The sequence below is a fragment of the Rahnella aquatilis CIP 78.65 = ATCC 33071 genome, assembly GCF_000241955.1.
In the GTDB taxonomy this organism is placed as follows: Bacteria; Pseudomonadota; Gammaproteobacteria; order Enterobacterales; family Enterobacteriaceae; genus Rahnella; species Rahnella aquatilis.
Window position 1 is genome coordinate 242474 of the sequence record NC_016835.1, and the last position, 23009, is coordinate 265482.

Annotated in this window: 24 protein-coding genes and 1 pseudogene; 16 read left to right on the forward strand and 9 right to left on the reverse strand. The window is 53.6% G+C overall.

Annotated elements, in window-relative coordinates:
* Window positions 1-168: 168 nt before the first annotated feature.
* A complete protein-coding gene (locus RAHAQ2_RS23100; RefSeq protein WP_014341802.1) occupies window positions 169-3102 on the forward strand; it encodes an RHS repeat domain-containing protein in 2934 nt (977 codons plus the stop codon).
* Window positions 3103-3199: 97 nt separating this feature from the next.
* Here RAHAQ2_RS23100 and map read toward each other — a convergent pair whose 3' ends face one another.
* The gene (map, locus tag RAHAQ2_RS23105) at window positions 3200-3955 is read right to left on the reverse strand and encodes a type I methionyl aminopeptidase (RefSeq protein WP_037041078.1); all 756 of its coding nucleotides are present in this window, start codon (window positions 3953-3955) and stop codon (window positions 3200-3202) included.
* 37 nt (window positions 3956-3992) lie between these two features.
* Window positions 3993-4247: a ParD-like family protein gene (locus tag RAHAQ2_RS23110; protein ID WP_014341804.1), complete on the reverse strand. Its 255-nt coding sequence runs from the start codon at window positions 4245-4247 to the stop codon at window positions 3993-3995.
* A 159-nt stretch (window positions 4248-4406) separates the two neighbouring features.
* On the opposite strand from RAHAQ2_RS23110, the gene RAHAQ2_RS23115 reads away from it, so the two are divergent.
* Window positions 4407-4796: a hypothetical protein gene (locus RAHAQ2_RS23115; protein ID WP_014341805.1), complete on the forward strand. Its 390-nt coding sequence runs from the start codon at window positions 4407-4409 to the stop codon at window positions 4794-4796.
* A 112-nt stretch (window positions 4797-4908) separates the two neighbouring features.
* Here the strand turns inward: RAHAQ2_RS23115 and RAHAQ2_RS23120 are convergent, their stop codons facing one another.
* The 3 genes from RAHAQ2_RS23120 to RAHAQ2_RS23130 are packed head-to-tail and all read right to left on the reverse strand — an operon-like array spanning window position 4909 to window position 6650.
* Entirely contained in the window at window positions 4909-5160 is a 252-nt protein-coding gene (locus RAHAQ2_RS23120) for a pentapeptide MXKDX repeat protein (RefSeq protein WP_014341806.1), read from the reverse strand.
* A gap of 50 nt (window positions 5161-5210) precedes the next feature.
* The gene (locus RAHAQ2_RS23125) at window positions 5211-6014 is read right to left on the reverse strand and encodes a molybdopterin-dependent oxidoreductase (protein ID WP_014341807.1); all 804 of its coding nucleotides are present in this window, start codon (window positions 6012-6014) and stop codon (window positions 5211-5213) included.
* Between the two features lie 9 nt (window positions 6015-6023).
* Complete coding sequence (locus RAHAQ2_RS23130) at window positions 6024-6650, reverse strand: cytochrome b/b6 domain-containing protein (protein ID WP_014341808.1); 627 nt, start codon at window positions 6648-6650, stop codon at window positions 6024-6026.
* Between the two features lie 153 nt (window positions 6651-6803).
* On the opposite strand from RAHAQ2_RS23130, the gene RAHAQ2_RS23135 reads away from it, so the two are divergent.
* The 3 genes from RAHAQ2_RS23135 (at window position 6804) to RAHAQ2_RS23145 (ending at window position 9445) form a co-directional block, all read left to right on the forward strand.
* Window positions 6804-7526, forward strand: coding sequence for a response regulator transcription factor (locus tag RAHAQ2_RS23135; RefSeq protein WP_014341809.1), 723 nt, complete (start codon window positions 6804-6806; stop codon window positions 7524-7526).
* A 3-nt stretch (window positions 7527-7529) separates the two neighbouring features.
* The gene (locus RAHAQ2_RS23140) at window positions 7530-8996 is read left to right on the forward strand and encodes a sensor histidine kinase (RefSeq protein ID WP_014341810.1); all 1467 of its coding nucleotides are present in this window, start codon (window positions 7530-7532) and stop codon (window positions 8994-8996) included.
* A gap of 128 nt (window positions 8997-9124) precedes the next feature.
* Window positions 9125-9445, forward strand: coding sequence for a DMT family transporter (locus tag RAHAQ2_RS23145; RefSeq protein ID WP_014341811.1), 321 nt, complete (start codon window positions 9125-9127; stop codon window positions 9443-9445).
* Between the two features lie 59 nt (window positions 9446-9504).
* On the opposite strand, the gene RAHAQ2_RS23150 is transcribed toward RAHAQ2_RS23145, so the two are convergent.
* Together RAHAQ2_RS23150 and RAHAQ2_RS23155 are read right to left on the reverse strand one after the other, a co-directional pair.
* Window positions 9505-9978: a helix-turn-helix transcriptional regulator gene (locus RAHAQ2_RS23150; protein ID WP_014341812.1), complete on the reverse strand. Its 474-nt coding sequence runs from the start codon at window positions 9976-9978 to the stop codon at window positions 9505-9507.
* Window positions 9929-10261, reverse strand: a pseudogene (locus tag RAHAQ2_RS23155) (hypothetical protein); the annotation flags it as partial. The gene RAHAQ2_RS23150 and the pseudogene RAHAQ2_RS23155, both read right to left, overlap by 50 nt.
* A gap of 619 nt (window positions 10262-10880) precedes the next feature.
* Between RAHAQ2_RS23155 and RAHAQ2_RS23160 the strand changes: the two are divergent.
* From RAHAQ2_RS23160 to fecE, 8 genes are all read left to right on the forward strand, one after another.
* Window positions 10881-11099, forward strand: a complete 219-nt coding sequence (locus RAHAQ2_RS23160) for a YgdI/YgdR family lipoprotein (RefSeq protein ID WP_014341813.1) — start codon at window positions 10881-10883, stop codon at window positions 11097-11099.
* A 227-nt stretch (window positions 11100-11326) separates the two neighbouring features.
* Complete coding sequence (gene fecI, locus RAHAQ2_RS23165; protein ID WP_014341814.1) at window positions 11327-11845, forward strand: ferric citrate uptake sigma factor FecI; 519 nt, start codon at window positions 11327-11329, stop codon at window positions 11843-11845.
* Window positions 11846-11850: 5 nt separating this feature from the next.
* A complete protein-coding gene (fecR, locus tag RAHAQ2_RS23170) occupies window positions 11851-12822 on the forward strand; it encodes a ferric citrate uptake sigma factor regulator FecR (RefSeq protein ID WP_014341815.1) in 972 nt (323 codons plus the stop codon).
* A 135-nt stretch (window positions 12823-12957) separates the two neighbouring features.
* Window positions 12958-15318 (forward strand): TonB-dependent Fe(3+) dicitrate receptor FecA, encoded by a 2361-nt coding sequence (gene fecA, locus RAHAQ2_RS23175; RefSeq protein WP_014341816.1) that lies wholly within the window; start codon window positions 12958-12960, stop codon window positions 15316-15318.
* 51 nt (window positions 15319-15369) lie between these two features.
* Window positions 15370-16275, forward strand: coding sequence for a Fe(3+) dicitrate ABC transporter substrate-binding protein FecB (locus RAHAQ2_RS23180; protein WP_014341817.1), 906 nt, complete (start codon window positions 15370-15372; stop codon window positions 16273-16275).
* Window positions 16272-17276, forward strand: a complete 1005-nt coding sequence (gene fecC, locus RAHAQ2_RS23185; protein ID WP_014341818.1) for an iron-dicitrate ABC transporter permease FecC — start codon at window positions 16272-16274, stop codon at window positions 17274-17276. Before RAHAQ2_RS23180 ends, fecC begins: the two co-directional genes overlap by 4 nt.
* The gene (gene fecD, locus RAHAQ2_RS23190) at window positions 17273-18235 is read left to right on the forward strand and encodes a Fe(3+) dicitrate ABC transporter permease subunit FecD (RefSeq protein WP_014341819.1); all 963 of its coding nucleotides are present in this window, start codon (window positions 17273-17275) and stop codon (window positions 18233-18235) included. Before fecC ends, fecD begins: the two co-directional genes overlap by 4 nt.
* A gap of 2 nt (window positions 18236-18237) precedes the next feature.
* Entirely contained in the window at window positions 18238-19005 is a 768-nt protein-coding gene (gene fecE / locus RAHAQ2_RS23195) for a Fe(3+) dicitrate ABC transporter ATP-binding protein FecE (protein WP_014341820.1), read from the forward strand.
* A 24-nt stretch (window positions 19006-19029) separates the two neighbouring features.
* Here fecE and RAHAQ2_RS23200 read toward each other — a convergent pair whose 3' ends face one another.
* The gene (locus RAHAQ2_RS23200; RefSeq protein ID WP_014341821.1) at window positions 19030-19515 is read right to left on the reverse strand and encodes an Hcp family type VI secretion system effector; all 486 of its coding nucleotides are present in this window, start codon (window positions 19513-19515) and stop codon (window positions 19030-19032) included.
* 190 nt (window positions 19516-19705) lie between these two features.
* On the opposite strand from RAHAQ2_RS23200, the gene RAHAQ2_RS23205 reads away from it, so the two are divergent.
* From RAHAQ2_RS23205 to lldD, 3 genes are all read left to right on the forward strand, one after another.
* The gene (locus tag RAHAQ2_RS23205) at window positions 19706-20233 is read left to right on the forward strand and encodes a DUF2778 domain-containing protein (RefSeq protein WP_014341822.1); all 528 of its coding nucleotides are present in this window, start codon (window positions 19706-19708) and stop codon (window positions 20231-20233) included.
* Complete coding sequence (locus RAHAQ2_RS25340; RefSeq protein WP_014341823.1) at window positions 20202-20468, forward strand: hypothetical protein; 267 nt, start codon at window positions 20202-20204, stop codon at window positions 20466-20468. The genes RAHAQ2_RS23205 and RAHAQ2_RS25340 overlap by 32 nt, the downstream gene beginning before the upstream one ends.
* A gap of 202 nt (window positions 20469-20670) precedes the next feature.
* Entirely contained in the window at window positions 20671-21834 is a 1164-nt protein-coding gene (lldD, locus tag RAHAQ2_RS23210; RefSeq protein WP_014341824.1) for an FMN-dependent L-lactate dehydrogenase LldD, read from the forward strand.
* Between the two features lie 42 nt (window positions 21835-21876).
* Here the strand turns inward: lldD and RAHAQ2_RS23215 are convergent, their stop codons facing one another.
* The gene (locus RAHAQ2_RS23215; RefSeq protein ID WP_014341825.1) at window positions 21877-23007 is read right to left on the reverse strand and encodes a sensor domain-containing diguanylate cyclase; all 1131 of its coding nucleotides are present in this window, start codon (window positions 23005-23007) and stop codon (window positions 21877-21879) included.
* Between the last annotated feature and the right edge of the window lie 2 nt (window positions 23008-23009).

The window sequence follows — 23009 nt, forward strand, 5'->3', positions numbered from 1 at the left end:
CTGCATATGCCCGAATGGCAGCCAGTGACATGTGAGTTCCTTCATATCGCATGGCGGTGCGAAACGGGAAAGGCGGCTTCCTGTTTATCAAACATCTCAGCAATTATCCTGCCCACTATACTCTTGTGTACAGCCTGACTGGCTGTACAACACAAACTGGAGAGTATTATGAGCACATCGCTGTTTAGCCAAACCCCGTGGGTAAATGTTACCGACAATCGTGGCCTGACCGTACGTAGTATCACGTACTACCGTCATCCGGATTCACCGCAAGCGACAGACGAACGTACCACTTTTTATCAGTACAATGCGTGCGGATTTCTCAAGCACAGTGCCGACCCACGTCTGCAAGGTGCCGGTCTGGTTAACATCAGGCGTCAGACGGATCTGGCTGGCAGGTTGCTACACAAACAAAGCACAGATGCCGGGACTACCGTCTGCCTGGATGACGCTGCCGGACGGCCATTTATAACGATCAGTAACATCAGAACCGCTGACGACGGCACGCAGGACATAAGTCAGGCAGTGAGCCGCACCTTTGTGTATGAGGACGCCACTTTGCCGGGACGTCCGCTCAGCATGACGGAGCAGGTTAACGGCGAAGCCGCCTGCATATCAGATCGCTTCGTGTATGCGGGAAATACGGATGCTGAGCGGGCGCTGAATCTTGCCGGTCAGTGCATCAGTCACTACGACACTGCGGGTTTGATTCAGACAGACAGTATTGCCCTAACCCGTGTGCCGCTGTCCGTCACCCGCCGTTTGCTGAAGGACGCGAATAACCCGGATACCGTGGCTGACTGGCAAGGGCAAGATGCATCCGTATGGAATGACCTCCTCGCCAGTGAAGCCTATAACATGCTGACTGCCACTGATGCCACCGGGATGACACTCACTACCACAGATGCACAGGATAATGTGCAGCGCGTGGCCTATGATGTGGCTGGCCGTCAGACCGGCAGTTGGCTGAGGCTCAGGGGCGCAAATGAGCAGGTTATCGTGAAGTCCCTGACGTACTCCGCTGCCGGGCAGAAGCTGCGGGAGGAGCACGGGAATGGCGTGGTGACAACTTACCAATACGAGCCTGAAACACAGCGCCTGATCGGAATTAAAACGGAGCGCCCGGCCGGACATGCATCCGGCGCGAAAGTGCTGCAGGATTTGCGCTATGAGTATGACCCGGTGGGCAATGTGCTTAGCATCCGCAATGACGCCGAAGAAACCCGCTTCTGGCGTAATCAGAAAGTGGTGCCGGAGAACACATACACTTACGACAGCCTTTACCAGCTCGTCAGCGGCACCGGGCGCGAAATGGCGAATGCCGGGCAGCAGGGCAGCAGCCTGCGATCTCCCAACGTTCCTCTTCCCACAGACAGTTCTGCTTATACGACCTACACCCGCACATATACCTACGATAATGCTGGCAACCTGACGCTGATACGCCATAGCGCTCCCGCTACAAACAACAACTACACGCAGGCCATCACCGTCAGCGACCGCAGTAACCGGGGCGTATCAGGCACACTTGCAGAAATTCCGTCTCAGGTAGACGCCTCGTTCACTGCAGGTGGACAGCAGAAATATCTCCAGCCTGGCCAGCGGCTTAGCTGGACGGCACGTAACGAGTTACTTCAGGTGACCCTGGTCGCGCGTGAGGGTGATGCAGATGACCGGGAGTGTTACCGCTATGATACCAGCAGCCAGCGAATACTGAAGGTCGTTGAGCAAAAAGCCAATAATATTATGCAGATGAGGCAGGTTATTTACCTGCCGGGACTGGAGCTGAGAACAACAAACAGCGGCGGAATGCAAACAGAAAACCTGCAGGTTATTTGCCTGGGAGAAGCGGGCCGGGCGCAGGTACGGATAATGCACTGGGTTGAAGGTAAACCGGCGGATCTCGCTAATGATCAGATACGTTACAGCTATGACAATCTCAACGGCAGTAGCGTACTTGAGCTGGACGGTGCCGGCAATATTATCAGCGCGGAGGAGTATTACCCCTACGGTGGCACTGCGGTGTGGTCAGCACGCAGTCAGGTTGAGGCGAATTACAAAACCCTGCGTTACTCGGGTAAAGAGCGGGATGCGAGCGGCCTGTACTACTACGGATACCGTTATTATCAACCCTGGGTAGGTCGGTGGCTGAGTGTGGATCCCGCGGGCACGATTGATGGCCTTAATATGTTCAGGATGTGCAGGAATAATCCTGTCACATTGACTGACTATGATGGTCTCGCGCCACATCCGCGTACCCGGCTCGGTGAAGGTCCTCTCTATGAACCCAAATTAAGTACAGGAAAAGACAGAGACTTGCCCGGTGCTTTACCTGTGATTTCTGCTACACCGGTTAGCGCGGAAGTCACAGGAACTCCCATAAAATTAGGGGATGTTTTAAACGATGAGGTAATGAAATCTATTCCCTTATTAACGGACCTTATTAATCCAGCGAAGATGGACATGGATGATGCTACGAAAAAAATCCTCACTCACCCGGATAGAATTGGGGATATCCTTGCATTTAGTGCAATTCATATTTCTGTAAATGAAAATGATAATATTCATGCATTAAGAATTGTTGATTCAAAAACATCTGATTATCAAAAGAGAGCAGGAGCAACACTCGCATATTGGGCTCCGCAAGGGGGGCATGTCGATATCCCGGCTCATCCTCAAAAAGGTCAACCTGAGCTGGTATTTACACCCGGGTTCAGTGGCTGTACGTTTGTTGCGGATAAATTAGATGAAAATACCCTTCGTGTCAGACATGTCCAGGGTGGGAAAGAGGATACAGAATATAACGACCTGGCGGTAAATGAACACGGTCAGGGGATGATCGATGCGATGGAGTACCGGGACTATGGCTACCATATGAATGGTCAGGAAGGGTTAATGGAAAATATTTCAGGTTCGGCATTTATGATATATGAAGAAGGACAATGGAATATAAAATACCAGAGTCTTGCGAATGCCCCGGGCATCTTATCGGTAAAAGAAGATACTGCAGGTCTGTTTAAAAAACGGCAATATTTAAAAGTGGGTATGCGTCATATTAAGGGCGGCGGGGTTGTTAATAATGGCGCTATATCATTGCGTCATTAAAATGACTTTGGTTTGTCAGTAAGCTATACGATTTTTCCAAGCCCGATTTAAATATCGGGCTTTTCGTTTGATTGTTACCGAAATATACGGTCAGACATCAGTTATCTTCCGGCCACGGAGTCAGTATTTCGTAGCCATCTTTCGTCACCGCAATCATATGTTCCCATTGCGCGGATAACGAATGGTCTTTGGTCACCACGGTCCAGCCATCGGGCAGCACTTTGTTTTGTTTTTTACCGGCGTTCAGCATCGGTTCGATGGTAAATAACATACCTTCCTGTAACACCAGCCCGCGGCCTCGCTCGCCGTAATGCAATACCTGCGGATCTTCGTGGTAGCCCATGCCGATGCCATGCCCGCAATATTCTTCCACAATCGTAAAACCTTCTCGTCTGGCGACAGCGGCAATCGCATAACCCACATCGCCAAGCGTTGCGCCGGGGCGAACCACTGCAATGCCAGCCATCATCGCTTCAAAGGTGGTATCCACCAGACGGCGCGCCAGAATGCCGGGTTCACCGGCGTAATACATGCGACTGGTGTCGCCGTACCAGCCGTCTTTGATCAGCGCCACGTCAATGTTAACAATGTCGCCTTTTTTCAGCGCCTTATCGGAAGGAATGCCGTGGCAGATCACATGGTTAACGGAGGTGCAGGTGGTTTTCTGATAACCGTGATAACCGATATTGGCCGGGATCGCCTGCAACTCATTAACGATAAAATCGTGGCAGAGGCGATCCAGTTCATTGGTGGTGACTCCCGGCACAACGTAAGGCGTGATCATATGCAATACACGGGCGGCCAGTTTCCCGGCGATACGGGCTTTGTCGATGCCTTCCGGCGTTTTGATCATGCGGTTATTGTTGATGAAATACCTGCTGTCTGAACCATTATTCATTGCTTGCCTTCCTGTGTGTGCCGCCCACGTTTAACAGCGTGCGGATGCTGTCACTGTTCTCGTCCGATTCCACGCTGCAACGCACCAGCAATTGCGAAATTTCGCTGTGCGTCATGTCGGGATGTGTTTCCATCAGCATGCCAATTTTCATCCAGTGCTCGGCCTGTGCGTTCATCGAACGCGTATACGCCAGGCTGGCAATACGCAAATTCTCGTGCATCAGTTCTGAAATCTTAATGATACCCATGGGTTTGCCTCGGCAGTATACGAATCATATATGATTTATATACTACGCGTAAAATATATGAAACTCAACCGGCGCGTCTCATGACACCTTTCGGACAATGGCGTATATTGTGTTGACTTTTCAATCTTTTATCTCAAATTTTAAATCCAAAAGGTTCACATGAAATCTATAAGTAAGTTACTTATCGGCCTTGTTTGTGTCATGGCGCTTTCTGGCTGCGCGCGTACCGAGCCGGTATCCACGCCGCATACCACGCTGGTAACCCATAATTCAGACAGTCAGATCAGAACCGCTATTATCGACGCCGGGCAAAAACGGGGCTGGATAATGACGGATGGCGCACCGGGCGTGATTAACGGTCATCTGAATAATCGTGAGCACAAAGCCGATATCCGTATTACCTATAACACCAGCGGCTACACCATTAATTATGTCGGCAGCACTAACCTGCTGGCAGAGAAAGGCGAGATCCACCGCAGTTATAACCATTGGGTGAATAATCTCGACAATGATATTCAGATTCGCCTGGCGTCCAGTGCCACAAAATAATGAATATTTGAATTAAGTCTTAATCATCGGGTTATTTACGCTTAACAAAAGCAAAACGCCTCCGCAGAACAGACGGAGGCGTTTTTGCTACAGGCTCGCAGGGTAAAACGGTTTACTGGCTCATGGCATCTTTTTTCATGGCATCTTTCGACATATTGTCTTTCTTCATGTGATCTTTCGACATGCAGTCTTTGCCCATACTGTCTTTTGCCATGTTGTCTTTGCTCATGCTGTCTTTTTTCATGCAGTCTTTCGACATGTGACCCATGGTGTCTTTCTTCGCCATCGCGTCAGCGGCATACGTGGTGCTTACTGCGCCCATCATCAGACAAGCCGACATCATCATTACGGTTAATTTTTTCATGGTAAATCCTCTTTCAGGTTTTGAGATACAAAGGGTGTTGTTGATCGTGTTCAGCTTCCGCCGAACCAGTTGTAGCCCTGATCTTCCCAGTAGCCACCGGTAAACTTATTGGTAATTTCAATCACTTCGATGTGTTTTGGATTCTTGTAACCGAGTTTGGTCGGCATTCTCAGCTTCATCGGGAAGCCGTATTTGCGCGGCAAAATCTGGCCGTCATAGGTCAGCGCCAGCAGGGTTTGCGGATGCAGCGCCGTCGCCATATCAATGCTGGTGTAATACTCATCGGCGCATTTAAAGCTGACATATTCCGCCGTGAGGTCAGCGCCGATCAGGCGCAGAAAATCACCGAACGGCACGCCGCCCCATTTGCCAATCGCGCTCCAGCCTTCGACACAAATGTGTCGCGTCACCTGGCTGACCTGCGCCATGTTGTACAGCGCCGGCAGTGACCATTCGCGTTTATCCAGCGCCAGACCGGCGATTTTCAGGCGATAGTCGTTACCGTCGACCTGTGGCGCATCTTCTTCGGCATAAAACGCATTAAACGGAAACGGACGGGTGATCATCGATTCGGCATACACCGGCGCGAGACGCGTTGAGCCGAACAGCCAGCCCTGTACACGGTCATTGAAACCGGAGATTTTGCCGAGTGCGTTTTCCACGCTGGCGTTATCGCTGATATCGCAACCGGTCAGCATCGCGACGCCGCCGAGCGTCAGCCCGCGTTGTAAAAACAGGCGACGGGAAGGCGCATCCAGTTCGCGGATAATCTGCTTTTGGGCTTCCTGTACAATCGCCTCGCTGTCAGCGGTGCTGAAAATCTGGCTGATGGTTTTTTTAATAAGTTTTTTCATGGGGTTTCCTCAGCGACCACGCAGCATGGCAATCAGCGTTTTTGGCACCAGCGCCACCATCACGATATGCAGCACCACAAATCCCACCAGCGACGCCATCGCCAGAAAATGGACGTAACGCGCGGTATCGAAGCCGCCCATCAGTGCGCGCAGCAGCGGAAACTGCACCGATTTCCACACCACCAGTCCGGAAATCACCAGCACGATGCCGTCGAACATCACGAAAACGTAGGCGGCGCGCTGCACCATGTTGTAGTGACGTAAATCATCGTGTTTCAGCTTGCCGCGCAGGGCGGCGCAAAAATCATTGAAGATGCCGCGCGGCGTCAGCGGCCAGAATTTCTGTTTCATCCGGCCGGTAAAAATATTCATCAGCAGATAAAACAGGCCATTGAAACCGAACAGCCACATCCCGGCGAAATGCCACTGAATAGCGCCGCCCAACCAGCCACCGAGCGTGAGGGTGGAGGGGAAATCAAAATTAAACAGCGGCGACGCGTTATAAATCTGCCAGCCGCTGGTCACCATAATCAGCACCGCCAGCGCATTCAGCCAGTGGGTCAGCCGCAGCCACAAAGGGTGCACCGTGGCCGGTTTGGATTTTGCCTGATGAGGTAAGTCCGTGTGTATTGTCATAATGAAGTCCGGCTGTCCGCCCTGTGATGTGGTGAGTATTAAGCGGATTTGTTCCCCGAGACCTCACGCAAAGTTAAATAAAATGTGATAACTCGGCGGGCCTGGCTTGTGTAGACTCAAACCATGGGAAAACGCCACGTTTTGGGATAACACATGGATAAGACGAAGAAGATCCTGATCGTTGAAGATGACGGGGATATCGCAGAATTGCTCAGCCTGCATCTGCGTGATGAAGGTTATGAAATTACCCACGCCGCCGATGGCAATCTGGGGGTGGCACATCTGGAGAAAGGTGGCTGGGACGCGCTGATCCTGGATCTGATGCTGCCGGGCGTCGATGGGCTGGAAATCTGCCGCCGGGCCCGCAATATGACGCGTTACACGCCGATCATTATTATCAGTGCGCGTTCCAGCGAAGTGCACCGTGTGCTCGGGCTGGAACTGGGTGCGGACGATTATCTGGCAAAACCTTTCTCCATGCTGGAACTGGTGGCGCGGGTCAAGGCACTGTTCCGGCGGCAGGAAGCGATGAGCCGTAATATGAAGATGGACGCCGGTACGCTGAGTTTCTCCGGTCTGGTGATCGACCCGATTGCGCGTGACGTCATGCTCAATCATCAGCCGGTCGAGCTGACCCCGCGCGAATTTGATCTGTTGTACTTCTTTGCCAAAAATCCCGGCAAAGTGTTCTCGCGACTCAGTCTGTTAAATCAGGTCTGGGGCTATGAACATGAAGGGTATGAACATACGGTAAACACCCATATCAACCGGCTGCGCATCAAGATAGAAGCCAATCCGGCCGAGCCGGAACGGATCCTGACCGTGTGGGGAAAAGGCTATAAATTCGTGTCCTCTTCTGAGGAGTCACAAGGGTAAATCATGAAAAATCTCACGCTGGCGCAACGACTGACCCTGGTGTTTACGGGGCTGCTGATCGCCTGTTGCGCGTTTTCCGGTTACATGCAGGTGCGCTCGAGCAACCAGTACAGCCAGTCGGTGATCCAGCGTCTGTCGGCCAACCTGGCGACACAGATCGCAGCAAATAATCCACTGCTCAGCCAGGGGAACTGGGATCCGAAAGCGGTTCATACGCTGTTTGATCAACTGATGGCGGTGAACCCAAGTGTTGAGGTCTATCTCCTCGATAAAGACGGCAATATCGTCGGTAATGCTGCGCCCCCCGGACGACTGCAACAGCAGAAGATTGATTTAGCGCCGGTGAACGCGCTATTAAACGGCGCGAAAATGCCGGTATATGGCGAGAATCCGCGGGATCCGCAAACGCGTCAGGTATTCAGCGCCGCGCCCTTGCGGGTGGACGGTATCATCAAGGGTTATGTGTACATCATTCTTCTCGGCGATCAATACACTGCGCTGACCAGCGACGCGCAGTATCAGTCGGCGATTTCTCTGGCGCTGCGGTCTATGGGGCTTGTGGCGCTGTTTGGCCTGCTGGCGGGCGCGCTGGCGTTCCGCTGGGTGACGCGCCCGGTGCGTAAACTCACGTCGCAGATTGCCCGGCTTGATACCGGCGGCATGGAGGCGATTCAGGCGCTGGCAAAAACGAATACGCCGGCCGGTGCAGCCCGCGATGAAGTCACGCAACTGCAACAGGCGTTTGTCGCGCTGGCAAAACGCATCGACCAGCAATGGCAAAGCCTGATGGTGCAGGATCAGCAACGCCGCGAATTTATCGCCAATATTTCCCATGACCTGCGCACGCCGCTGACCTCCCTGCACGGATATCTGGAAACGCTGTCGGTAAAAGCCGATCATCTGAGTGATGAGGACCGCCAGCGTTATCTGAATATTGCCCTGACGCAAAGTAAAAAAGTCGGGCGGCTGGCACAGGAATTATTTGAGCTGGCGCGGCTGGAATACGGCGTCGTGAAACCGCAGAAAGAGCCTTTCTCGCTGAGCGAACTGGTGCAGGATGTTTTCCAGAAATTTGAACTGGCAACTGAAACCCGCGGGCAAAAATTACTGGCCGATATCACGCCGGGTATTCCGCTGGTGAATGCGGATTTAGGGATGATTGAACGGGTGCTGACCAATTTGCTGGATAACGCCATTCGTTTCACGCCGGAAGGTGGGGTGATCGAAATAAAACTGTGGAAACAGGCAGGGCAGGTGATGGTGCAACTGAAAGACAGCGGGCCGGGCATTGCGCCAGAGCTGAAAGACAGTCTGTTCGTCCGTCCGTCGATCCTCAGTACCAACAAACACCGTGCTGGCGGGCTGGGGCTGATGATTGTCCGTCGCATTTTGCAACTGCACGGCAGCGATATTAAGCTTATCGAACAGCCGAAACACGGTGCCTGTTTCCAGTTTTCTGTGCCGCTCTGAATCCTGATTATGTTTTTGTAACAGCATGAAAGAGTGAACTATACTCCTTCACTCTTCATGCTGACTGGACGACCAGAGACTCAGCCATACTGATGCAGGGACGACCTTGCGTGCTTTAAGGAACTGTCATGGCCTGGGTTTATCTGTTTTTCGCCGGTATTTTTGAAGTGGTCTGGTCGACTGCGATGAAAGAATCCCACGGTTTCACCCGTCTCATTCCCAGTATTCTTACCGTTTTCTTTATGATACTCAGCGTCGTTTTGCTGGCGATTTCCATGAAAACGCTGCCCCTCGGCACATCCTACACCGTCTGGGTGGGTATCGGCGCCATCGGCGCATTCATTCTCGGTGTGGTGATGTTTGGCGAAAGCCTCAGCCCGCTGCGCGTCATCGCCGTACTGCTGATTTTCTCCGGCGTCATTTTGCTGAAAGTGGCGACGAAAGGGTAAAAGCGGGAACGCGAAACATGACAAAGCCGCGCTGTAACAGGAGCGGCTTTTTTTACATCTTACTCACTGCTCTCAAAGAGAGTCCTGAATATCTGCTGAGAAACAGGCACCAGCCCGACTTTCAGACCAAAGGGTTTGAACAGTCTGTTGATGATGTCAGGGGTATAATTTCCTTTATCATTTTCTACTTCTGACAGTGACTTACGCGATACGGAAACCAATTTCGCGAAAGTGTCCTGCTTTAATCCCAGCACAGTGATCCGCAGAGCTTTTAACGCTTGTCCCTGCGTTATTTCACCCAAAAGTAACGCCCGCATGATGTTGAGTCGGGCTTCATTTCTGTCATTGGTGCTGACCGGTTTCGTCAGGCTCGATACTCTTCGCCGGGTTTGTTTTTTTACCGTGGAAGAGGTTTTTTCCTGAGCCAGCATTTGTCCGGCGTCACGCCGCGAATGATTCGCATCATTTTTTTTCGCCCGTATTTTAGCGATGGTGCTTTTCGCTGAATCGGCCGCAATCAGAGGTTCTTTCATAACAGCCCCAGCGGCGCAATTTTTCGGGAATAAAACTGAAACTTATCGCAGGCATGTTCAGGATCTGTTGCGGTATGCCACGGGCAGCAAGTCGTTCTTTCAGACCTGTCAGTTGATTTGCCGTACTCTGCAGAGCCGCCAGTAAAGTTTCTGCTGGCACGAGATCATCCAGTGATTGTGCAATTCCGGGATAATCGTATTCACCGCCAATTTCCAGCGGAGCCTTCCATTTTGTCGTTCTGGCAATCCCTTCAGGGTCGGCTTTCATCGGCGCAAAATCGTATGCCGCGCAGCGTTGACACGATTTGCGCGTCCGCACCGGCCATTCCTGCGCGGTCAGCTTAACCAGTTCTGCGTCGACACCGCTGCCTGCGCCAAAAATCAGCAAAGTATTCAAGGTTGTTTCTCTCTCTCAAATCGGTCAGGAATTGCAGGTCATCCGTGGGCGTCGCTGCGGTCATCATCATGATCGGTTTTTGTCCGGCATCAAGCTGCTGGTAATACATATTCAGGTTACGTGCCGTCATATACGGTTGACCATCCAAATTACCGCCCGCACCGCTTGAGATTGTGTGCATCCTTTTCGGGCGTTCCGGTTTGATAACCTTTTTGATTCAATTTCTGGTGTAAACAATAATAAATTTCCCATGGATCATTATTAATATAATTCAGCGTAATATAAGTATGAAAAATTCTTTATCAGGATGTTAAAATATTAACATCCTGCTTTTTTTTCTGCATCTCGTTGTCCAATCGTTGTATTTAGTGACGGTATTAATGCCTGATATTTCCCATCAGAATGCTATTATGTAAAAGCGGGTGGTTTGAAAAATAATCATATGTTTATTAGCCAGATAGCGTATTTTTTGGACATTTATCGTTAAAATTAAACAGGAGTTTTTATGAAAAAATTATTAAGCGGAGTGGCTGTTATGGGCATCATGTTTGCTGTCAGTGCCTGTTCCAGTGATTATATCATTTCAACCAATGACGGGCATATGATCACCACACATGGCAAGCCGGTGAAAGATAAAGATACGGGTCTGATATCTTATAAAGATACTGATGGCAGTATTCATCAGGTCCATCAGGGTGATGTCAAAGAGATTGTCGAAAAATAAGTGCGCTGGCACAGGATCCGCCATTAATATCATTAATGGCGTCATCCTCAGGTTAAAAAATATATATCGCAGGAAATCATAGCCGGTTGCCAACCCGAAACGCATAAACCTCCCATTTTCTGATCGCTTCAGATAATGCCGCGAAAAGCACGTGCTCCAGATTGTAATGATAACTATTATCAATTATCATCCAATTGTGAATTTCTGGTCTGGTTATGTAACTTTCTATGTCCACCAACGCTGCCGTATCGCCCGCCCGCGCGTTTGAAGCGCTGTACAGCTCGCACCACCGCTGGCTGAAAAACTGGCTCCAGTTCAAACTGGGGTCGGCAAATGACGCCGATGATCTGGCGCAGGATACCTTTATGCGCGTCCTGACCGGTGACAGCGCACAGGAAATTCGCGAACCCAAATCCTTTCTTTGCACCATTGCCCGACGCGTCATGGTGGATTTTTTCCGCCGCAACGCGCTGGAACGTGCTTATCTCGACATGCTGGCATTGATGCCGGAAGAGCATATGCCGTCGCCGGAACAGCGGCAGTGTCTGCTTGAAACATTGCAGCAGATTGACACGATGCTTGACGGGTTGGGCGAAAAAGTGCGTCAGGCTTTTCTGCTTTCCCAGCTTGAAGGACTGACGTATCCGGTGATCGCTGAACGTCTCAACGTTTCGGTCAGCTCGGTCAAGAAGTACATGGCAAAGGCGACTGAACATTGTTTGTTGTTCAGCCTGGAACACGGCTGAACGTGATGAATTCTTCCGTCTCTGATCATCAGCGACTCGCGTTGAAAATGGCCGCCCGGTGGTTCGCCACCTTGTGTTCCGGCGAGGTTACGCCGCAGCAAAATCAGAAATGGCAGGTCTGGCTGGCGCAGCATGAAGATCATCGCTGGGCATGGCAGCGGGTGGAATCCTTACAGGGCCAGATGCACAGCATGCCCGGTAAATTCAGTTATCAGACGCTCAGTCATGCGCACCGGCAATCGGACATCACCCGACGCCGTGTGCTGAAAGGGCTGCTGGTCTTGCTCGGGCTGGGAGGGACCTGGAAAGCGTGGCAGACGCCTGCCGGACAGGGGCTGCTGGCAGATACGCGCACCTCCACCGGCGAAATCAAAACGCTGCGTCTGGATGACGGTTCGCAGCTTTCACTCAATACCGCCAGTGCCGCCGATATCCGTTTTACGCCGCAGCAGCGGTTGATCCGCCTGCATCAGGGCGAAATCCGTATTACCACGGCGCGCGATCCGCAGCCTGTTGCACGGCCTTTTCTGGTGCAAACGCAGCAGGGCATGTTGCGTGCGCTCGGCACGGAATTTATCGTCCGCCAGTATGATGATGCGACCCGTCTGACCGTGCTGAAACACGCAGTAGAAATTACGCTGCCGGGCCATCCTGTGCCACGTTTGCAGGTCAGCGAAGGCCACTCCGTGCGCTTTACCGGCACGGCATTTGGCGAGGTCACGGCGATCGAAAGTGGTGCGGGAAGCTGGAACAAAGGCGTGCTGAGCGTCAGCGACCGGCGACTGGCTGAGGTGGTGGACGAACTCGCCCGTTACCGTCACGGGCACCTGAGCTGTGATCCGGCCGTCGCGGATCTGCGCATCAGCGGCACCTTCCCGCTGAACGACACCGACAGCGTGCTGAATATTCTCTCGCGCACATTACCCGTAAAAATTCAGACAATGACCCGCTATTGGGTGAACGTGGTACCTGCGTAATGCCGGTTAAAAATTTCTCTGCAAATAAAAATGATAAATAATCGCATTCGCGATTGTCCCTTTTGCATTCTCATCCGACTCCTAAGTAACACGCTCAAAAACACACAGTAAAAAAACATAAAATCTGGAGACGGTATGTCCATTTCACGCTCACGCGTTGTTCGTTCTTTTGGCAAAACAACACCACTGGCGATCGCTATTCACTGCGCGATCATTCCTGCTGCGCTGATGTCTGCGCTTCCCGCTGCGGCTGCGGTTCAGTCTGCGTCTTATCAGATTGCTGCGGGCGATCTTGATACCGCACTGAATCAGTTTGCGGCCAAAGCGGGTATCACACTGTCGGTGGATTCATCGCTGACGCGCGGCAAGCACAGCAACGGGTTGCAGGGAAATTATACCCCTGATGATGGCCTGACGGCGCTGCTGGCAGACAGCGGGCTGGAAGCCAAATCACTGGGTAATAGTGCTTTTACGCTGGCGGCTATCCCGGTACCGGTACAGACGCCGGAATCACTGACCGTGGTCGGTGACTGGCTGGCGGATGCGCGTGAAAACGACGTTTTTGAGCATGGCGGGGCGCGTGATGTCATCCGTCGTGAAGACTTTGTGAAAACCGGCGCGACGACGGTGCGTGAAGTGATGAACCGCATTCCGGGTGTGAATGCGCCGGAAAATAACGGCACCGGCAGTCACGATATGGCGATGAATTTCGGTATCCGTGGCCTGAACCCGCGCCTTGCCAGCCGAACAACCGTGCTGATGGACGGCATTCCGGTGCCGTTCGCGCCTTACGGCCAGCCGCAACTTTCCCTTGCGCCGGTTTCACCCGGTAACATGGATGCGGTGGATGTGGTACGCGGCGGCGGTGCGGTGCGTTACGGGCCGCAAAGCGTCGGCGGCGTGGTGAACTTTGTCACCCGTGCCATACCGAAAGATTTTGGTATCGAAGCCGGAACGGAAGGCACTTACAGCCCGACCTCCAGCCAGAATCACCCGAAAGGCACCGGCAACCTGATGATTGGCGGTACGGCGGATAACGGCCTCGGTGGCGCATTATTGTATTCCGGCACCCGCGGCAGCGACTGGCGTGAACACAGCGCGACGAAAATCGACGACGTGATGCTGAAAACCCGTTACGCGCCGAATGAAATCCACACGTTTAACAGCCTGCTGCAATATTACGAAGGCCGCGCAGAAATGCCGGGCGGTTTGTCCCGTGCCGATTACAATGCCAGCCGTTTTCAGTCCACGCGCCCGTACGACGAATTCTGGGGACGCCGCCAGCTCGCCAGTTTCGGTTATCAGTACCAGCCGGATCAACAGCATAAATTCAACATTCAGAGCTTCTACACCTACACGCTGCGCAGCGGCTATCTCGATCAGGGCAAAAATCTGACGCTTTCCCCGCGCCAGTATTGGGTGCGTGGTATCGAACCGCGTTACAGCCAGAGCTTCAATCTGGGCCAGACCGCGCATGAAGTGGGCGTCGGTTACCGCTACGTCAGCGAATCTACCCACGAACTGCGCTACTACAGCCCGGCTAAATCCGGCGTACTGCCGACCGGCAACAGCCCGTATGACCGCGATACCCAGTCCGGCACGCAGGCCAACGCGTTTTATATCGATGACCGTATCGACGTCGGCGACTGGACCCTCACGCCGGGTATGCGCTACGAACATATCCAGTCTTACCAGAATAACTATATCAAAGGCACGAAGCAGGAAATCAGCTACAACGCGCCGCTGCCTGCGCTGAATGTCGTGTATCACCTGAACGACGCCTGGAATATTTACGGCAACACCGAAGGTTCTTTCGGCACCGTGCAGTACAGCCAGATTGGCAAAGCGGTGGACAGCGGCAACATCGGGCCGGAAAAAGCCCGCACCTGGGAACTGGGTACGCGCTTTGATAACAACATTGTGAAAGCGGAAGTCGGTCTGTTCCTGATCAACTTTAACAATCAGTACGATTCCAGCCAGACCACCGACAGCGTAACCGCGCGCGGTAAAACCCGTCACACCGGGCTGGAAAGCCAGATCCGTTACGACCTGTCCGATCTGTCGCCGAAACTGGAAAACGTCTCTGCCTACGCCAGTTATGCCTATGTCAACGCGGTGATCCGCGAAGAGGGCGATACGCATGGCAATCAGGTGCCGTTCTCGCCGAAAAACAAGGGCACGCTGGGGCTGGATTACACACCGGGCAACTGGTTCTTCAACGTCAACAGCGAATACCAGTCCGGTCAGTTTGCTGACAACGCCAACACGGTCGAAGAAAGTGCTGACGGCAGCACCGGCCGCATTCCGGGCTTTATGCTGTGGGGCGCACGGGCCGGTTATCAGTTCGGTGCAGACATGGCAAACCTGAACCTGGCTTTCGGTGTGAAAAACATTTTCGATCACGAATATTTCACCCGCGCCTATGACGATAACAACAAAGGCATCTACGCAGGGCAGCCGCGCACGTTGTATATGCAAGGCTCCCTGAAGTTCTGAGACCCGCCGGGTTTCGGCAATATTTAATGACTGATAACGCACAGAGGTTTTATGTCTTTTTTCTCCCGCTTTGCGCTTTTTGCCAGCTTATGTTTTTTACTGCCTGCCGCGCAGGCCGTGACGGTAACCGATCAGCAGGGCAGTTTTACGATTGATAGCACGCCAAAACGGGTAGTGGTGCTGGAACTGTCCTTTGTGGATGCGCTGGCGGTGGTGGATGTCAGCCCGGTGGGTGTGGCAGACGATAACGATGCGGATCGCATTTTACCGCAGGTGCGTCAGCGCATCAGCGCCTGGCAGTCGGTCGGCACGCGTTCGCAGCCGAGCCTTGAGGCGATTGCCGCGCTGAAACCGGATTTGATCATCGCCGACAGCAGCCGTCACAGCGGAATTTACGCCGCACTGAAAGGCATTGCACCGACGCTGCTGCTGAAATCCCGCAATGAAACCTACAGTGAGGATCTGGCGTCAGCGGCGATCATCGGCAAGGTGCTGGGCAAAGATGTGCTGATGCAACAACGGCTGAAGGAACATCACCAGCGGATGCAGGCGTTTGCCGCGCAGTTGCCAAAAGGTACGCAGGTGGTTTTCGGCACGTCGCGCGAGCAGCAGTTCAATCTGCATACGCGCGACTCCTACACCGGCAGCGTGCTGACCTCGCTCGGCCTGATTGTGCCGGAGCCGGTTAACCAGCAGGCGCTGGCCAATATCAGCTTCGAACAGTTGCTGGCGATCAATCCGGACTGGCTGATCGTTGCGCACTACCGTCAGGAAAGCATCGTGCGCCAGTGGCAGCAGGATCCGCTGTGGCAGATGATGAAAGCCGCGCAGCAAAAACAGGAGGCGTCGGTGGACAGTAACGTCTGGGCGCGGATGCGCGGGGTATTTGCCGCCGAACAGATCGCCCGCGACACGGTGCAGATCCTGCATCATCAGGCGCTTAAAACCGCACCATGATGGCAGTAAAATATCTGTTTGCCGGGTGGCGCTGGACGCTGCCCCTGTTCATATTGGGCGTCAGCTTCTGGCTGACGCTTTTTTGCCGTTCTGCGGTGCCCATTGGCGCGGTGGAATCTTTGCGTGCCTTGCTGCCCGGCCCGCCGGTTTCTCTGGCGCAGGCGCTGGTACTGAACCTGCGCCTGCCGCGCAGTCTGGTGGCGATGCTGCTCGGCGCCAGTCTGGCGCTGGCGGGCAGTTTGCTGCAAACCCTCACCCGCAATCCGCTGGCGTCGCCTTCACTGTTTGGCATCAACGCCGGAGCGTCACTGGCGATGGTATTGGTCAGCGCACTCAGCCCGCAACTTTTCTCCGGCTTCAGCATCGCGCTGGTGGCCGCGCTGGGCGGCGGTGTCAGTTGGGGCACGGTGATGCTGACGGGCGGCGGCTGGCGGCAGGCTGGCGATCGCAGCCGGTTGATCCTCGCCGGCGTGGCGGTTTCTGCACTGTGCGCCGCACTGGCCAAAGCCACGCTGATCCTCTCCGAAGATCATGCCTACGGCATTCTGAGCTGGCTGGCCGGTGGCGTGGCACATGCCCGCTGGCCGGAATTCTGGCACCTGTTTCCGTTCACCGCGATCATCGCGCCGTGGGTGTTGCTGCTTGCCGGTCGCCTGAACCTGTTACAGGTCAGCGACGACAGCGCGCAGACACTGGGCGTGAACCTGCCGCGTTTGCGCCTGACCATCAATCTGATGGTGTTGCTGCTGGTCGGTGCCTGTGTCAGCGTCGCCGGACCGCTGGCGTTTATCGGCCTGCTGGTGCCGCATATTTCCCGTTACTGGATTGGCTATGATTTGCGCCGTATGTTGCCGCTCAGCATGATTTTCGGGGCCACGCTGATGCTGCTGGCCGATTTACTGGCGCGCTTTCTGGCGTGGCCGGGTGAATTACCGGCGGGCGTGGTGCTGGCGCTGATTGGCGCACCGTTCTTTGTCTGGCTGGTGAGGACGCGCACATGACCCGGCAGTTCACTCTTTTCCTCACGCTCAGCGCGTTGTTGCTGCTGACTTTTGTGATTTCCCTGCGCTACGGAACCCACACGCTGACGTTTGAGCAAATGCGTCTGGCAGTATCGCCCGCTGACAGCAACCATTTTCCGCTGTTTGAATACCGGTTGCCGCGCACCTTGCTGGCGATGCTGGTCGGTGCGGCGCTGGCGCTTTCCGGCGTGCTGGTGCAGGGAATTATCCGCAATCCGCTGGCCTCGCCGGACATTCTGGGGGTTAATCATGCTGCCGGATTAGCGTCAGCAGGGGCGCTGATGCTATTGCCTGCACTGCCGGTGTTATGGCTGCCGCCGCTGGCGTTTACCGGCGGCATCGCCGCTTTTGTGTTGCTGCGCCTGATGGCCGGGCGTTCAGCACCGCTGCGTCTGGCGCTGACGGGGGTTGCGCTGACCGCCTTTTACGCCAGCCTGACTGACTATCTGATGCTGTCGCACCCGATGGAAATCAACAATGCACTGCTGTGGCTGACCGGCAGCCTGTGGGGGCGCGGCTGGAATTTTGTTGAGATAGTCGCGCCGTGGTTGCTGATCCTGCTGCCGCTGAGTCTGTGGTTTTGCCGCGACCTGGATGTGCTGGCGCTCGGTGATGACAGCGCCTCGACGCTGGGTATTCGCGTATCCCGCGTGCAGCGGCTGGTGTTGTTGCTGGCAGTGGCGCTGGCGGCGATAAGTGTTGCGGCGTGCGGGCCGGTTGGTTTTATCGGTTTAGTGGCACCGCACCTGACCCGCAAACTGGTCGGCGGTCGTCACCGTGTGCTGATCCCCGCGTCATTACTGGTCGGGGCGCTGATTCTGCTGCTGGCCGATGTGCTGGCGCGAACGCTGCACCCGCCACTGGAACTGCCTGCGGGCGTATTAACGGCGGTGATCGGTGCGCCGTATTTCTTCTGGCTATTAATGAGAACCCGCTGATTATGCAACTCAGTGCAGAAAATCTGACTGCCGGATACGGCAATAAAAATATCCTTAATGGCCTGTCGCTGACGCTACCCGCCGGGAAAATTACCGCGCTGATCGGCCCGAACGGCTGCGGAAAATCCACGCTGCTGAAATGCTTTTCACGTTTGCTGACACCGGCTTGCGGTACGTTGCGTCTCGGTGATGATGATTTATCTACGCTGCATGGCCGCCCTCTCGCCCGCAAACTGGCGTTACTGCCGCAGCAGCATATTGCGCCGGAAGGTATCAGCGTGCGTGAACTGGTGGGCTATGGCCGCAGCCCGTGGCTGAACCTGTGGGGCAGGCTGGGGCAGCAGGATAAGACCATCGTCGAACGGGCGATGCAGGAAACCAATATCACAGAACTGGCAGAGAAACGCGTCAGTGAACTCTCCGGCGGGCAGCGTCAGCGGGTGTTTCTGGCGATGGTGCTGGCGCAGGATACGCCGCTGGTGCTGCTCGACGAGCCGACCACCTACCTCGATATCAGCCATCAGGTCGAGCTGATGAGCCTGTTGCGCAGTCAGAATCAGCAGGGGAAAACGCTGGTGGCGGTGCTCCATGATCTGAATCAGGCCAGCCGTTATTGTGATTATCTGGTGATGATGGCAGCGGGAAAAATTATCGCGCAGGGCACACCGGAAGAGGTGATGACACCCGAATTGCTGGCACAGGTGTTTGATATTGATGCGCAAATCTATCCGGAACCGGTAACGGGTAAACCGATGTGTATCGTGCGGTGACATGGGGTGTTAACCCCATTTTTATCATGACCGGTCATTCCATTCATCGGTATATTTAATATTGCCGTCAACACAGTGCCAGGTGATTTTGTTGTACATCATTGACACTGATTCCATGTGATTAATCTGCGAATTACCCGACATTTTAACGTTCGGCATCCCGGGATTTACGCCAGTAATCTTCACGCCCTCAATCGTCATAATAAAATAAGCCTCTTCTCGCCCGGCATCGTTAATACGATACCAGCGGATCTCAGCGGATTTTAGCGTTTGGCCTTTTGAGACCGCTTTATATAAATAAGGACTCGACGAATCGAATTCCTTTTCAAACATCATCGGTGAATGAGAACGTGTCCCGGTAATGCTGCCACTGCGGCTATCGACGGGAATATTCAGACCGTGGCTGAAACCGATGATCTCAATACTTCCCTCACGCCCTGCAACATCCACTGAACCTTTAATAGCGGAACCGCCATCATCATAAAGCCACATATAAGCGGGTATCGGCATGGTTGTAATTCCCTTTAGTAAAATGAGACTTCACGTTATGCCCATACTGCTATTAGTGCAATTAGCGGATGTCGTAACAAACTGAATTTTCAGAATTTTATTATCAATTCAGGCCGTCCTGGCGTCTGTTTTTTGCGGTGCGATTCCTGTAGTGTCTTCCCTTAGGCTAAATTTTCAAAAAGGCGGTTTCATGGCTTTACAAGGAAAGTTTGTTATTAATGATGCGGATTACTGTCCTTTGTTGATGTACGGAGTAGGTACCTACATGGCCTATTCTGGCAAAGATGCGTATCGCAACAGGGCAAGTTGTAGTGGAATTCTTAATTTGGGGCCGATTCCACATGGCCGCTATCATATTATCAAACGAGCAACGGGCGGGGTGAAAGGTATTGTAAGGGCTGATCTTCGTGATTCCTATTCGTGGTTTACGCCTACCCCGGTGATTAAGGCGGAGTGGTTTGCTCTTTATCGGGACGATGGTTCAATAGATGACAAAACGTGGATTGAAGGGGTTGAGCGTGGTAATTTTCGCCTGCATCCCCCGGGTCCACTAGGAATTTCTTTAGGATGTATCACCCTTCAGCATCGCAGTGATTTTATGGCTATTCGTCAGGCCCTGATGTCTACCCGGCAGACAGAATTACCTAATGGTTTAATGAGTTATGGAATGATAGAGGTGATCCTGAATGGACAGGCGTCGTGTGGCAACGGGATGTAGAATTTTAATCGGCTTGGGGATTTACATTCTGGTTTTTCTTATTCTGCGGCCTTCATCCCCGGTGACTAAAGAACAATATGCTTTTTGGAATGAATCAGCCGCTATATTTGGAGAACCAGATGTTGAAGGTTTTATCGGATGGGCGCTATTTATCATTTGTCCTGTTATTACCGTTATTTTATATCAGGTGATCGTCAGGCTTTTACACTGGCATCTCAACAAACCTGGTAAATGATGAATCCGTGAACACGATCAAAGCGGCGAGATTAAACCCGCCGCGCATTTTCAAGATTTCCCCTTCCTTCTACTCCCATGCTCTGCAGCGTGAAAATAGGGTTTTTCATTGCCATTGTTTTCTCTCAGGTTGTGTTTATCAGCTACACTTTTGACACCCCTACAGCGCCAATTACAAGAGCGCAAGATAACGAGAGAAAACAATGATTATTTCAGCATCAACGGACTACCGCGCTGCGGCAAAAAGTAAACTGCCGCCCTTCCTGTTTCATTACATCGACGGCGGCGCTTACAACGAGCATACGCTCAGACGTAACACCGCCGATCTGGCTGACATCGCCCTGCGTCAGCGCATCCTCAAAAACATGTCCGATCTCAGTCTTGAAACCCAGCTGTTTGGCGAAAAGCTGGCGATGCCCGTCGTGCTGGCACCGGTGGGTCTGACCGGTATGTATGCGCGACGCGGCGAAGTGCAGGCGGCCCGCGCGGCGGCGAAAAAAGGCATTCCTTTCACACTTTCCACTGTCTCTGTCTGTCCGATTGAAGAAGTGGCACCGGCCATTGACCGCCCGATGTGGTTCCAGCTTTACGTATTAAAAGACCGGGGTTTCATGCGCAATGCGCTGGAGCGTGCGCAGGCAGCGGGCGTCAGGACGCTGGTGTTTACCGTGGATATGCCGACGCCCGGCGCACGTTATCGTGATGCGCATTCCGGCATGAGTGGCCCGAACGCCGCAGTACGCCGGATGTTTCAGGCGGTGATGCATCCGCAATGGGCGTGGGATGTCGGCCTGAACGGCAAACCGCATGATCTCGGTAATGTCTCGGCCTATCGCGGCAAACCGACCACGCTGGAAGATTATATCGGCTGGCTGGCGGCGAACTTCGACCCCTCGATTTCATGGAAAGATCTGGAGTGGATCCGTGAGTTCTGGAAAGGCCCGATGATTATCAAAGGTATTCTGGATCCGGAAGATGCAAAAGACGCGGTAAAATTTGGTGCGGATGGCATTGTGGTCTCCAACCACGGGGGACGTCAGCTTGACGGCGTGCTGTCCACCGCTCACGCATTGCCCGCGATAGCTGACGCGGTGAAAGGCGACATCACCATTCTTGCGGATTCCGGCATCCGTACCGGGCTGGACGTGGTGCGTATGATCGCGCTCGGTGCGGACAGTGTGCTGCTGGGCAGGGCGTTTGTGTATGCGCTGGCGGCAGCGGGCGAGGCCGGGGTCATTAACCTGCTGAACCTGATCGAAAAAGAGATGCGGGTGGCGATGATACTGACCGGGGCGAAATCCATTGCTGACATCAGTGCGGATTCGCTGGTTTACGGACGGGATCAGGTGCATCGCGCGACCTTGTAACATGCTGAGGGGGCGCGATTTCGTTCGAAGCCGCGCCCTGTTTCATTGCCCCACGCAATAGCCGTTTCGTCCCGCATGCTTGGCGTCATACAGTGCGCCGTCGGCACGTTTGAGTAATTCCAGCGATGTCATTCCCGGCGACCATTGCATAATGCCCTGACTGACCGTCACCGTGTCTGACACCTGCGATAAGGCGTGGGGGATGGCCGCCTGCGTCACACTTTGCCTGATGCGTTCCGCGACCACTTCAGCGTCTTTTGCATCGGCGTTGTGCAGCAGGACGACAAACTCCTCGCCGCCATAACGGGCCACCAGATCGGCCGGTTGCCTGACGACCTGCTTGAAACACTCCGCAATGCCCACCAGACAGGTATCTCCGGCCTGATGGCCGTAATGGTCGTTGTATTTTTTGAAGAAATCCACGTCGATCATGATCAGGGAAAAGGTGCCGCCCTGACGTTCCGTTTGCGCAATCATCTGTTCAAGCTGGTTATCGAGCTGGCGGCGGTTCGCTATGCCCGTCAGCGGATCGTAATGCGCCAGATTATCCAGCTTACTGACCAGCAACTGGTTGTCGCATTCCCGCCGGACAGAAAGTACAAACCAGCGGCTGAGCATCATACGCGCCGTTTCAAACAGGGCGCTGACGACAATCATTGCGGCGATTTCCAGAATCGGAATCGCCGGTTTCAGCAATACCAGATGAAAAAATAATGAGAACCACAGCGGTAAGGTGAAGCTGTAAAGAACCGGCATGGTCGGGTACAGCGCAATCAGCGCCGTAAAAATCAGCATACAAAACAGCGGGAAGACCAGTTGTTGCTGCGCGTCACTGGCCAGCATGAAATGGAACACCACGGCCCAGTACAAACCGACCAGAAACGCCAGGATCATCGCGGGCATACGTGAGCGTATGAAGCGCAGCACCGGCAAAAGAATGATAAAAAACACCAGGAAAATCAGCGCTAATTTATCCAGCACCGGACCGGAAACCGCCACGTCGGCGTTCGGATCCAGCAGCACCCTGAACTGATGGCGGCCAAACAGAAAAAGAACAAAACTCAGGTTGGCGAGCAGTAACCAGATGCCGCTGGTACGCAGTGACGCTTTTTTATAGTGATCCAGCAGGGTGTCGAATGCTGTGTTTTGCAGCGTGTGGGTAGTTTTTTGCATGG